Origin of the sequence: Burkholderia sp. BCC1985 (assembly GCF_905339915.1) — a bacterium.
Classification (GTDB): domain Bacteria; phylum Pseudomonadota; class Gammaproteobacteria; order Burkholderiales; family Burkholderiaceae; genus Burkholderia.
In genome coordinates, this window is the sequence record NZ_CAJPGY010000010.1 from 143103 (window position 1) to 155610 (window position 12508).

General features: G+C 70.0%; 12 protein-coding genes and 1 riboswitch. Of the genes, 9 read left to right on the forward strand and 3 right to left on the reverse strand.

Features of this window, described 5'->3' with window-relative positions; genetic code table 11:
- The first annotated feature begins 139 nt into the window (after positions 1 to 139).
- Complete coding sequence (locus tag U4Z31_RS12855) at positions 140 to 1291, forward strand: hypothetical protein (protein WP_321810517.1); 1152 nt, start codon at positions 140 to 142, stop codon at positions 1289 to 1291.
- Positions 1292 to 1371: 80 nt separating this feature from the next.
- Here the strand turns inward: U4Z31_RS12855 and U4Z31_RS12860 are convergent, their stop codons facing one another.
- Complete coding sequence (locus tag U4Z31_RS12860) at positions 1372 to 2085, reverse strand: DUF2968 domain-containing protein (protein ID WP_044849225.1); 714 nt, start codon at positions 2083 to 2085, stop codon at positions 1372 to 1374.
- Positions 2086 to 2199: 114 nt separating this feature from the next.
- Positions 2200 to 3384, reverse strand: a complete 1185-nt coding sequence (locus tag U4Z31_RS12865) for a gamma-glutamyl-gamma-aminobutyrate hydrolase family protein (protein WP_044849226.1) — start codon at positions 3382 to 3384, stop codon at positions 2200 to 2202.
- Between the two features lie 279 nt (positions 3385 to 3663).
- Here U4Z31_RS12865 and U4Z31_RS12870 point away from each other — a divergent pair, with 279 nt between their 5' ends.
- The 8 genes from U4Z31_RS12870 to U4Z31_RS12905 all read left to right on the forward strand — a co-directional run bounded on the left by U4Z31_RS12870 (position 3664) and on the right by U4Z31_RS12905 (position 11706).
- Positions 3664 to 4344 carry a GntR family transcriptional regulator gene (locus U4Z31_RS12870; RefSeq protein WP_044849232.1) on the forward strand — a complete coding sequence of 227 codons (681 nt, stop codon included), beginning with the start codon at positions 3664 to 3666 and terminating at the stop codon, positions 4342 to 4344.
- Positions 4345 to 4351: 7 nt separating this feature from the next.
- Entirely contained in the window at positions 4352 to 5728 is a 1377-nt protein-coding gene (locus U4Z31_RS12875; protein ID WP_321810518.1) for an amidase, read from the forward strand.
- A 149-nt stretch (positions 5729 to 5877) separates the two neighbouring features.
- Complete coding sequence (locus U4Z31_RS12880; protein WP_321810519.1) at positions 5878 to 6390, forward strand: disulfide bond formation protein B; 513 nt, start codon at positions 5878 to 5880, stop codon at positions 6388 to 6390.
- 615 nt (positions 6391 to 7005) lie between these two features.
- Complete coding sequence (gene xdhC, locus U4Z31_RS12885) at positions 7006 to 8010, forward strand: xanthine dehydrogenase accessory protein XdhC (RefSeq protein ID WP_321810520.1); 1005 nt, start codon at positions 7006 to 7008, stop codon at positions 8008 to 8010.
- A gap of 18 nt (positions 8011 to 8028) precedes the next feature.
- Positions 8029 to 9054: an adenosine deaminase gene (locus tag U4Z31_RS12890; RefSeq protein ID WP_257768027.1), complete on the forward strand. Its 1026-nt coding sequence runs from the start codon at positions 8029 to 8031 to the stop codon at positions 9052 to 9054.
- Between the two features lie 27 nt (positions 9055 to 9081).
- Entirely contained in the window at positions 9082 to 9510 is a 429-nt protein-coding gene (locus tag U4Z31_RS12895) for a hypothetical protein (RefSeq protein ID WP_321810521.1), read from the forward strand.
- On the forward strand, positions 9507 to 10823 hold the full coding sequence (gene guaD, locus U4Z31_RS12900; RefSeq protein WP_044848552.1) for a guanine deaminase: 1317 nt from the start codon (positions 9507 to 9509) through the stop codon (positions 10821 to 10823). Before U4Z31_RS12895 ends, guaD begins: the two co-directional genes overlap by 4 nt.
- 94 nt (positions 10824 to 10917) lie before the next feature.
- Positions 10918 to 11055: riboswitch (yybP-ykoY riboswitch) on the forward strand.
- Between the two features lie 78 nt (positions 11056 to 11133).
- Complete coding sequence (locus tag U4Z31_RS12905; protein WP_044848551.1) at positions 11134 to 11706, forward strand: TMEM165/GDT1 family protein; 573 nt, start codon at positions 11134 to 11136, stop codon at positions 11704 to 11706.
- Positions 11707 to 11758: 52 nt separating this feature from the next.
- Here U4Z31_RS12905 and U4Z31_RS12910 read toward each other — a convergent pair whose 3' ends face one another.
- A complete protein-coding gene (locus tag U4Z31_RS12910) occupies positions 11759 to 12460 on the reverse strand; it encodes a DUF4136 domain-containing protein (RefSeq protein ID WP_321810522.1) in 702 nt (233 codons plus the stop codon).
- Positions 12461 to 12508: the final 48 nt, after the last annotated feature.

Genomic DNA, 12508 nt, shown 5'->3' on the forward strand with positions numbered 1-12508 from the left:
CCTGCGCGCCGTGGGGATCCGACGATGCGTCGCGCCGGGCCGGCGCGCACGGGCATCGCTGCCAGCCGGCGGCGCCGCGCGCAACGATGCGCATGCCGGCATGGTTGGCGAATGATGACACGCGAAGCCGACAATTGCCTTGTACCGGGCCGGCGTTGCGGACGCCGCGTCCGGCTCGTACGAATCGCCGCGAAAGGCGCATCAAAATCAGATTGATCCGATCGACCGATCGCGATCGCCTGACCACAATGTCACGATTTGCGACGCACTCCGCGCTGCTGCCGGCCTCTCGGCCCGCGTCGCACCGCGTACCGCCCTCATGATTCCATCGCCCCTCGTTTCCGTCGAAGGCTCGATCGCCCGCCCTCGCGTCGCGCCGCTCGACGGCGTGCCGCCGTTCGGCCGCGAATGGCGGTTCGGCGCCGCGTCCGGCAGCCGCTCCGACATCCGCTGCGTGGCAACGTTGACGACTTCGTGCATCGACGTCGGCGCGCCGCATCGCACCTGCCGCTGGCAACCGCTGGCCGCCGTACAGCCGTCGTCAGCGGGCGTACCGGCCGTGGCGGCCGGCGCCGCCGGTCGGCATCGGCACATCGCACGTGCCGTCAATCCAGCACACGACCGGCGGGCACGGCATGCCGCCTGCTGGAGCATCGGCGCACTCGCGATCATCGGCGGGCTGATCGTCGCCCACGAACCGTTTCCGGATGTCGCGCGTTCGCCGGTAATGCATATCGCCAGCGCCGTGCCGGAGCACGCGACGGAATTCACGGGTCGAGTGCGGAACGCCGGGGCCGAGCCCGCCACGGCCATCACGCCGGCACGGCACCACTCGGCGCGGGCCGTTGCCAGTACACCTATCACATCGTCGCAGCCCGCACGCGACGCTGCGCTCGCGCCGTCGCCGCGACTCGCCGACGCCAACGCCGCGCCGGACGTACGACGCACCGCCACCGCGGCGGCACCGTCGCCGAATCGACCGAACGGCACGCACGCGACAGCCGCGCAAGTCCACCCGACTTCCGCGCCGCAACTCGCCGGCCGCCCGTGGATCACGCACGTCGCCTCGCGCATGCCAACGCCCGGTCGCGCCGGTTCACTGCCGGTTCCGGACACCCGGCACGACCAGCACGCTTCGCTCGACGATCCACTCACGCTGATCGCGATGGCGAACGCGCTGCGCGCCGATCGCCCGGCATGGGCGGCCGACGCGCCCGCCGCAGACTTCGACTGGACGACGCACCTGTCGCACCGCCGCCTGACCGACACACCCACCACGCTCACCCGCTGACGCGCGGGCAATAAAAAACCCGGCGAAGCACGCTGCGCCGGGTTTTCGTTCGTCGACCGGTCCGTCGGGCCGGCCGCTCGTCACTTGTGCGCGGGCAACCCCGTTTCGGCCTGCCGCTCGAGTTGCCGTACCTGCTCCTGCAGGTCGCGCAACTGCAGCTGCGCCGCCCGCTTCTCGACCTGCAGCGCCTGCGCCTGTTCATGCGCCGACTTCTGCCGCTGGGCGACCTCGGCCTGCTGGCTGCGCGCGACGCTCAGGTCGGCCTGCAGTTGCTGCGCACGATTCGCCTGCAGCGCGATCACGCGTTCGAGGAACGCCTTCTGCGCCTGCAGTTCGGTGCGGCGGATTTCGACGTCCGCGAGTTGCGTCGTCTGCTGGACGAAGTTCGCGTACACCATTTCCGCGCGGGTCTTCTCCTGCGACTTGACCACGCGCCACAGATGCTTGTCCTGGAACAGCGCGACGTAATACGTCATCTCGCGCGGATCGAACATCAGGCTCGCGCCGTAGCTGCCGTTGTAGGTGGTGCGCATCTCGACGATTCGCCCGTCGTGCAGCATCTGCGTGAGCTCGGCGACGTTGCCTTGCGCGGTCGCATCCGTCGCGGAGGCGGCGGACGCGTCGGAAGGAGAAGCTGCCTGCGCGGCATCGCCGCGCAGGCTCGTCACCGCGGGGCGCGAGCCCGCGACCGGCGCGGTCGCGTCGACGGACCACGCCGCGCCCGCGTGCACGCAGGCGGCCAGCGCAACGATCCACGTTGCGCACCGTGCAGGGGAAAAATCTCGGAAGGCCAACGTCAGACTCCGGCGAACGAATCGGGAGTCGCGATTATCGTTCAAAACGAAACGGCCGCATCTCGAATTTACCGGGATGCGGCCGGCCTTCCTGCTCGGTACTGCAAACGCCGGCTACAGGCGCGTTTCGCGTGCCGCGCGCAGGAATGCATCGAGCAGCGGCGTGCAGTCGAGCAGTTCGGCGCCGCCCGCGCGATGAAACTCCGGGTGCCATTGCACGCCGACGACGAACGGCGCGCGCCGGTAGCGAATGCCTTCGATGATCCCGTCGCCGGCCGACACGGCCTCGATGTTCAGATCGCGGCCGAGATCGCGGATCGCCTGATGGTGGATCGAGTTCACGATCGCTTCGCTGCGCCCGGGAAACATGCTCGCCAGCGTCGACGAGTCCGGGAAGCGGATCGCGTGGCGATGCTGGTCGTAATGCTCGCTCACGTGCGCGTTCGCGGTCGGTACGTCGGTCGCGATGTCCTGGTACAGCGACCCGCCGAACGCGACGTTGATCAACTGGCAGCCGCGGCACACGCCGAGCACCGGCTTGCCGGACTCGACGAACTCGTGAAACAGCTCGAGCTCGTACATGTCGCGCACGCGATCGCCCGGCCATTCGGGGCGCGCGTCCGACGCCGCGTAGGTTTGCGGCGACACGTCGGCGCCGCCTTGCAGCAGCAGGCCGTCGAGATGCTTCGCGTAGTCGCGCAGGCGGATGTTGCTCGGATGCAGCATGCCCTGGTGACCGACGGTCGGGATCATGAACACGAGCACGTCGCGCGACATCACCCAGTGCGCGATCGATTCCTCGAGATACTGCAGCGTCTTGCCGCGCAGCCCCTTCGCGCCGGGCTCCGGATGGAAGATCCGCGCCGACACGCCGATGCGCAGCGTGCGCTGCGTGATCCGCTGGCCGGCGCGATCGAACATCCGGCGTGCGCGCGCCGCGATGATCCGGCCGAATACCGACCACGGCGTGTCGCTTTGCTTCAGATAAGCCGGCGGCACGTTCTGCGCGCTCGCGGGCGGCGGGCGCGGCGTGTCGAAATCCGGCTGCGCGCCGAAACCGGGCGGCGCTGCACCGGGTTTCGGCGGCGCTGCACTGCCTTCGGCAGCGGCCGTCGTGCCCGCGGCGCCCGGCTCGGACGCCGCCGCGACCGGCGCTGCGCCATTCGCCGCGGCGACCTGCGCAGCGGCAGCCTGCGTGGCGGGCGCCTCCGGCGTGGGCGCCGGACCGGAACGGGGGGAATCGGTGGAAGCGGAAGAAGTGCCGGGCAGACCGGCCGGGGAAGGCGTGTTTTCGCTCATGACGATGGTCTGGTACGTCGCTCGCGCGTATTGGATTGACGAGGATTCATTATGCTTCAGTGCACGATCGCGCGGTAAACCTGCAACATCCTGTCGAAATTGTTGCAAGTCGTCGCATCCCCCGCCGGACGTGCCACCGGCCTCCATTCGATGGTATCGAAGGTCGTCCGGGCAAACTGGACATCAGTGATATATCACAATAATATTCACGGATCGTCCACGTTGCCCGATCGCCCGCGCCATGACCGCGCGCTGTCCGGCCACCGCGCCCCCGCCTGCATGAACGCCCTGACCGACGCCCTCCACGACCGGCCCGCCGCATCGGCGGTCAGCCTCGCCGACCGCGCGTACGCGCTGATCCAGCGCGACATCATCACGATGCGCCTGAAGCCGGGCGCCGCGCTCAACGAAGCCGACCTCGTGGCCCGCACCGGCATCGGCCGCACGCCCGTCCATCAGGCCGTCCACCGGCTGGTGCTCGAAGGGCTGCTGTCCGTGATGCCGCGCAAGGGGCTGATGGTGCAACCGCTGTCGCTCGACGACATCGCCGCGGTGATCGACGTGCGCCGCATCAACGAAGCGCATTGCGTCGAACTCGCCGCCCGCCACGCAACGCCCGACGATCTCGCGCGCATGGCCGCGCTGCTCGACGACGGCCAGGCCTGCGTCGACTCGCACGACGTCGAGGGCATGATGGAGCTCGACCGCGCGTTTCATCAGACGATCGCCGCGGCGGCACGCAACACGGTGCTCGCGGAAATCCTGCGCGCGCTGCACGAACGCTCGCTGCGCTTCTGGTTCGTCACGCTGTCCGAGCCGCATCACCTGTCCGACGTCCAGCACGAACACCGCGAACTGTTCGAGCGGCTGTCCGCGCGCGACGCCGCCGGCGCACGCACGGCCGTCGAACGCCACATCGATTCGTTTCGCGCCACCCTTGTCCAACACCTTCGCCCCTGAGCCGCCCATGACCACCTTCACGCCCTTCCCTCCGCTCGCCCAGCTCGCCGCCGACCTCGCCGCCGGCCGGACCACGAGCCGCGCGCTCGTCGACGTCGCGCTCGACCGGATCGCCGATCCGGCCGGCCAGGGTGCCGCCGTCTTCACCGAAGTCGACGCCGACAACGCGCGCGCGGCCGCCGACGCGCACGACCGCCTGCGTGCCGCGGGCACCGTGCTGTCGCCGCTCGCGGGCATCCCCGTATCGGTGAAGGATCTGTTCGACGTCGCGGGCCAGGTGACGCGCGCCGGTTCGCGCGTGCTCGACGGGGCGCCGCCCGCCAAGGCCGACGCGGTCGCCGTCGCACGGCTCAAGCGCGCGGGCGCGGTGCTGGTCGGCCGCACCAACATGAGCGAGTTCGCGTTCTCGGGGCTCGGGCTGAATCCGCACTTCGGCAATCCGCGCTCGCCGTACCACCGCGACGTGCCGGGCGATGCACGGATTTCCGGCGGCTCGTCGTCGGGCGCGGCCGCGTCCGTCGCCGACGGGATGGCCGCCGTTGCGCTCGGCACCGACACCGGCGGCTCGATCCGCATTCCGGCCGCCCTGTGCGGGCTGACCGGCTTCAAGCCGACCGCGAGCCGGATCCCGACGCAAGGCGGCGTGCCGCTGTCGACCACGCTCGACTCGTTCGGCCCGATCGGCCTGACGGTTGCCTGCTGCGCACTCGTCGACCGGATGCTCGCGGGCCTCGAACCGCACGTGCCGGCCGCGCGGCCGCTCGAAGGCGTGCGGCTCGGCGTGCTGACCAATTACGTGACCGACGGCGTCGACGCCGACGTCGCCGCCGCGCTCGACGCATCGCTGAAGCACCTCGAAGCCGCGGGCGCGATCGTCACTGAAGTGCGCTTTTCCGCGCTCGACCGGCTGCCGGACATCAACCGCTTCGGCTTCTCGCCGATCGAGGCGTACGCGTGGCATCGCCCGCTGCTCGCGCAGCACCGCGACCAATACGACCCGCGCGTGCTGTCGCGCATCCTGAAGGGCGAGCCGGCGAGCGCGGCCGACTATCTCGACCTGCTCGCCGCCCGCCACGCGATGCTGGAAGAAGCGGCACACACCGTCTGGTCGCGCTTCGACGCACTCGTCGCGCCGACGGTGCCGGTCGTGCCGCCGCGCATCGCCGAACTCGAAGCGGACGACGCCGCGTTCACGCGCACCAATGCGCTGATCCTGCGCAATCCGAGCGCCTTCAACTTCCTCGACGCATGCGCGCTGTCGCTGCCGTGCCATCCGCGCGACGCGGCGCCGGTCGGCCTGATGCTCGCGGCCGCGCCGCATCGCGACGACGCGCTGCTCGCGATCGGCCAGGCGGTCGAGGCCGTGCTGAACACGATCCGGTGACCGCCCGCGCGGCATGACGGCGGGCTATGGACCGGACGAAGCGACGGCGGCCGGGTGCCGCACGCGCGCTGTCAGTTTCGTGCCAGATCGTTCGCGCTAAAATCGCGCGATTGTTTATCGGACCGACCAACGACAGGAATCCCGCCGACATGAACGACTCCACGCTCGCACTCCGCCGTGAACGCCGCCTGCTGATGCTGCTCGGCTGGGTGTGCATCGCCCTGCTGGCCGGCGCGCTGTATCTGCAGTACGTGAAGAACGAAGATCCGTGCCCGCTGTGCATCATCCAGCGCTACTTCTTCGCGGCGATCGGGATCTTCGCGTTCCTGGCCGCGGGGATGCGCAACTGGCGCGGCATCTGGGTGCTCGAGCTGCTGATCGCGATCGCCGCGGCCGGCGGCGTCGGCACCGCCGCGCGGCATCTGTCGATCCAGATGAATCCGGGCTTCAGCTGCGGCTTCGATACGCTGCAGCCGATCGTCGACAGCCTGCCGCCCGCCCAGTGGTTCCCCGGCATGTTCAAGGTTGCCGGCCTGTGCGAGACGGTCTACCCGCCGATCTTCGGGATCCTGCTGCCCGGCTGGGCGCTGATCGGCTTCGCCGTGATCCTGATTGCCGTCGCCTCGAGCCTCTGGCGCCGTCGCCGCAAGCTGGCGGGCTGACCGGCCGCGCCGCGCGAACCGGCCGACCGGTCGAGGCCGCGTGGCCGCTTCGTCCGGCTCGGCCGACGACACCGGCGCGACCCCGATGCGGCCGCACCCTGCCGGCCGCGCGTAAACACCTATCCCCGCCGCCGTCCCGATTCCCGGGCCAACGCGCGTCGCGCGACATCCGCGCGCACGCCCCGCCACGCATGCGTTTCGGCCCGACACCCGCGCGTCGGCGCCCGGATCCCGCGCGGCGGGCCTATGATCGACATGATCGCCGTCTGATAGCCCGGATCACCGCCCGGCAATGTTCCCGCCGCCTTGCGGTGCTATCTTCGCGACTGGATGGCGATCTACGTGCGCGAGGCCAGGCGGTCTCACCTCCTGCGTAACGCGCGCCCGATCCGCAATGTCGACTGGATTCATCATGACAACGCAAACCATCCGCATCCGTCACCCTCATGGCGTCCGCACGTTGCGCGGCGTCGTTCGCGCGCGCCTTCGGCGCACGGCCACCGCACTGAACCCGTCGTGCGGCCGGCCCGCCTCGCTCCCGTCCGTCCTCGTTGCCGCCGCGCCCGCCAGCCCGCGCCGCGCGTCGCGCCGAATCGTCCGGAACGGAGCGTGCTGATGGAAGCCTGGCTCGGCGATCTGCAGCAACTGCTCGCACACGGCGAAGCGGCCGTGCTCGTGACGGTCGCGCATACCGACGGCTCCGCGCCGCGCGAGGCCGGCACCAAGATGCTCGTCACGCGCGACACGGCCCGCCATACGATCGGCGGCGGTCATCTGGAATGGAAGGCGATCGAGATCGCGCGGCACCTGCTGAAGGACGGCGCGCACGTGCCCCACGCGCGCCGGCTCGAACGGCTCGCGCTCGGCCCGAGCCTCGGCCAGTGCTGCGGCGGCGCGGTCGTGCTCGCGTTCGAGCGGCTCGACGTCGGCGACCTCGGCTGGATCATGTCGCTCGCGAAGCGCGTCGCGGCCGGCGCCGCGACCGTGCGTAGCGTATCATTCGGCCCCTCGCCGGGCGCGCCGCTGCTGAGCGAGCCCGAATCGCCGGCCGCGCGTGCCGATTGCCTGCTGTGGGAAACCGGCGGTGCAGCGTTGATGACCGAAACGATCGCGCCATATGCGTTCCCCGTCGTGCTGTTCGGCGCCGGGCACATCGGCACCGCGCTCGTGAAGGTGCTGGCGACGCTGCCGTGCCACGTGCGCTGGATCGACGGCCCCGATGCGGTGTTCCCGCAGGCCGAGGCACTCGCCGGGATCGGCAACCTCGCGATCGACGCGCTTGCCAGCCCGGCCGATGCCGTCGACACGGCGCCGCCGCACGCGTACTTCGTCGTGATGACGCACGACCACGCACTCGATTTCATGCTGGCCGAGCGCATCCTGCGGCGCGGCGACTATGCATACTTCGGGATGACCGGCTCGCACACCAAGCGCGCGCAGTTCGATCATCGGCTGGCGGCGATCGGCATCGACCCGGCCCAGGTCGCGCGGATGCGCTGCCCGATCGGCGTCGAAGGCATCATCGACAAGGCACCCGAAGTGATCGCGATCTCGGTGGCCGCGCAGTTGCTGCAGGCCGTCGAGGCGAACGCACCCGTGCAGGCTTCCCCAACATTCTGACCGACCAAGAACAACGCCATGACCCCGACATTCAAGGACAAGATCGCCCGCGCTCCGAAAGCGGAGCTGCACATCCATATCGAAGGCTCGCTCGAGCCCGAACTGATTTTCGCGCTCGCGCAGCGCAACGGCGTGAAGCTCGCGTACGAATCGATCGACGCACTGCGTGCCGCATACGCGTTCACCGACCTGCAGTCGTTCCTCGACATCTATTACGCCGGCGCGAGCGTGCTGCTGACCGAGCAGGATTTCTACGACATGACGGCCGCGTACTGCGAACGCGCGCTCGCCGACAACGTCGTCCACACCGAGCTGTTCTTCGACCCGCAGACGCACACCGAACGCGGCGTGCCGATCGAGACGGTGGTGGCCGGCATCGACCGCGCGCTCGCCGATGCCGAGCAGCGCGGGCTGTCGAGCAAGCTGATCCTGTGTTTCCTGCGCCACCTGTCGGAAGAAGATGCGCTCGCGACGTTCGACGCCGCGCTGCCGCTGTTCGAACGCTATCGCCATCGGCTGATCGGCGTCGGGCTCGACTCGTCCGAACTCGGCCATCCGCCGACGAAGTTCGCGCGCGTGTTCGAGAAGGCGCGCGCGCTCGGGCTGAAGCTCGTCGCGCATGCGGGCGAGGAAGGCCCGCCCGCCTATATCTACGAAGCGCTCGACGTGCTGAAGGTCGACCGGATCGACCACGGCGTGCGCAGCATCGAGGATGCGGCGCTCGTCGAACGCCTCGCGCGCACGCGTACGGCGCTGACCGTGTGCCCGCTGTCGAACCTGAAGCTGTGCGTGTTCGACGACATGGCGAAGCACACGCTGAAGGCGCTGCTCGATCGCGGCGTCGCGGTGACGATCAACTCCGACGATCCGGCCTATTTCGGCGGCTACGTCAACGACAACTACTTCGCGACGGTCGACGGGCTGCAACTGACGGACGCCGAAGTGCACGCGGTGATTCGCAACGGCTTCGAGGCGTCGTTCGTCGACGCCGCGCAGCGCGATGCGCTGATCGCGCGTCTCGATTCGTACTGGCAGGCCGCGTGACGGCCGGCATCGAGGTTCGCTAGACAGATGAAACACCGCAACGACATCCGCTTCGCGACGACCGGCCCGGCGTCGTGCCGCACCGGCCGCCTGCGTGCGCCGGGCACGCAGGCCGGCATCGCGTCCGTCGTACGCGTGGCGACGGTGTTGTGCATCGTCGCGCGCCGCAGCCTGCCGCTGCGCGTCGTGCAACGACTGTTGCGGCTCGCGATGCCGGTCGCCGGCGAGCCGGTCGCCGTGATCGCGATCGCCATCGCGATGGCGGCGCTGTCCGCCGGTACGTCGGCCATCGCGGCGACGGCCGCCGCGCTTGCGTACGCGATCGCAGTCCGCGCCGCCGCCTGCGCGGCTCGCCGCATCGCGCACGCCCGGGCCGCCCCCGCCGCGTCGTCGCCCGCGCGGCACCGACCGTTTTCTTCTGTTCGCCTTACCTTGATGCAGGACCCTTCGTCATGACGCAAACCGCTTTCCGTTCCCAACTGCTGACCTTCAACGGCGACCCGGCGCAGTCGAGCCAGGCCGCGAACCACGAGACCGACGGCCTCCTGATCGTCGACGACGGCAAGGTCGTCGCGGCCGGCCCGCATGCACGGCTGGCCGCGACGCTCGCGCGCGACGCGGTCGTCCACGACCTGCGCGACAAGCTGATCGTGCCCGGCTTCATCGATACGCACATCCACTATCCGCAGACGGACATGATCGCGTCGCCGGCCCCCGGCCTGCTGCCGTGGCTCGACAAGTACACGTTCCCGACCGAGCGCCAGTTCGGCGATCCGGAACACGCGCGCGAAGTCGCCGACTTCTTCGTCGACGAATTGCTCGCGTGCGGCACGACGAGCGCGCTCGTCTACTGCACCGTGCACAAGCAGTCGGCCGACGCGCTGTTCGCGGCGAGCGACGCGCGCGACCTGCGGATGATCGCGGGCAAGGTGCTGATGGATCGCAACTGCCCCGAGTTCCTGCGCGACACCGCGCAATCGGGCTATGACGACAGCGCCGAGCTGATCGGCCGCTGGCACGGCAAGGGCCGTCAGATGTACGCGCTCACGCCGCGCTTCGCGCCGACATCCACCGAGGCGCAGCTCGAGGCGTGCAGCGAACTCGCACGCCGCCATCCGGACGTGTTCGTGCAGAGCCACGTCGCGGAAAACGTCGACGAAGTGAAATGGGCGGCCGAGCTGTTCCCGGGCCACCGCAGCTATCTCGACATCTACGATCGTTACGGGCTGCTGCGCCCGCGCGCGGTGTACGGCCACTGCATCCATCTCGACGACGAGGACCGTCGCCGGATGGCCGAGACGCGCACCGTCGTCGCGCACTGCCCGACGTCGAACTTCTTCCTCGGCAGCGGGCTGTTCGACTTCGACAAGGCCGGCGAATACGACGTGCCCGTCACGCTCGCCACCGACGTCGGCGGCGGCACGTCGTTCTCGATGCTGCAGACGATGAACGAGGCGCACAAGGTGGCGCGGCTGTCGGGCCACCACCTGAGCGCGACGCGGATGTTCTGGCTCGCGACGGCCGGCGCCGCGCAGGCGCTCGATCTCGCCGACACGGTCGGCACGCTCGCGCCGCGCACCGAAGCCGACTTCGTCGTGCTCGACCCGCAGGCCACGCCGCTGCTCGCACGCCGCACGAAGCGCGCGGAGTCGCTCGAGGAACTGCTGTTCGCATTCGCGCTGCTCGGCGACGACCGCGCCGTGTACCGCACGTACGCGGCCGGCCGGCTCGTGCACGAGCGCGGTGCCGCACGCCGCGCCGCCGCGTAACCGGCGCACCTGGGCCCCACCCTGCTCCGGCATGCGCTGCGGCGCATGCCGGAGCCGTCGAATTCGCCGCGGGCAGCACGCGCCGTGCTAGAATTCGCCGCTCATTGGGGAGTAGCCGCTCCGCTCGATGTCCCGCGCCCCCGGCGCGCATCGTGACGGAGGCGTTCGTCAACAGACTTGGCCGTTCGGCCATGGCGGGCGCAGCCACCAAGGCCTGGCGAGACCGATGGTTCACTGCGCGCCGCATCAGGGCCCGGCGCGCGGCGGATCGTCGCTCGCACGCACAACATCGGCCCGTGGAACCCCATACGTGTCCCAAGCATTCCTGATCTCCACCGGCGCCGTCGCCCTCGCTGAAATCGGCGACAAGACCCAACTGCTGTCCCTCGTGCTGGCCGCGCGCTATCGCAAGCCCGTGCCGATCATTCTCGGCGTGCTGGTTGCGACGGTCGTGAACCACGGCTTCGCCGGTGCGCTCGGCGAATGGCTCGGCATTCTCGTCACGCCGTCGATCATGCGCTGGGCGCTCGCGTTCTCGTTCATCGCGATGGGCTTGTGGATCCTCGTGCCGGACAAGCTCGATGCGGACGAAGCCAATGCGAACCGCTCGCGGCTCGGCGTGTTCGGCGCGACGCTCGTCGCGTTCTTCCTCGCGGAAATGGGCGACAAGACGCAGATCGCGACCGTCGCGCTCGCCGCGCGCTTCCAGGATTACATCGGCGTGGTGGCCGGCACGACCTTCGGGATGATGCTGGCGAACGTACCCGCGATCCTGCTGGGCGACCGTTTCGCGCACCGCCTGCCGACCAAGCTGGTGCACGGCATCGCGGCCGTGCTGTTCGTCGTGCTGGGGGCGCTGGCGCTGCTGGGCGTCGGCGTCTGACGCACGCAGGCAAGTGGCGCGGCCGGGCGGCCGCGCCGGTGTCGATACCGCGTTACTTCGCGACCGCCGCACCCGATGCCGGCGCCGCCGGCACCACGCGCTCGTTGGTGGCCGGCGCGGCCGGCCCGCCGCGCTTGTCGACCGGCAGCCGCACCGTGCGGATCGCCCCGTTCGACAACGGGAAATCGGCGAGCGCGCTGCGCGCGAGAAACGGCATCGCATACAGCAGCGCGCCGTTGTCCCCCGTGGTGCGCGCGGTCACGTTATAGACCTCCTTGCCGGTCGCGCGCTCGGTGATCCGGATGCCGAGCGTGTAGTCGAACACCTGGTAGGTCTGCGCGACGTAGCCGGCCGGCATCGGCCCCCAGGGCCCCCACGGGCCCCACGGGCCGCCCCGCCAGTACGGCCCCGGCCCCATGAACCACGAGTCGTAGTAGACCGGCTGCGGCACCGTCACCAGATCGCTGCCGACCCCGTAGGCCAGCCCGACCAGATAGCGTGCCTGCGCGGCCGGCACCTGGCGGAACGCATACGCGGACAGTTCGTTCGCGACGATCGGCTCGTAGGTCGACTGCTCGATGCTGTGCTTCTGCGCGTCGGTGCGCGTGAAGGCGTAAGTGCGCGTCGCGTCGCTGCCGCTCCAGTCGGAGAAGGCCGTGACCTGTGTCGTCACGTAGCTGGTGCAGCCCGTCAGCAGCGCCACGCACAGCGCCGCCGCCCAGCCCGCACCGCGTTGAATCCATTCGTGTTTCATGTCGATCCTCGTCGATCCGTCACCCGTTCGTCGCACCGCGCGAACCGC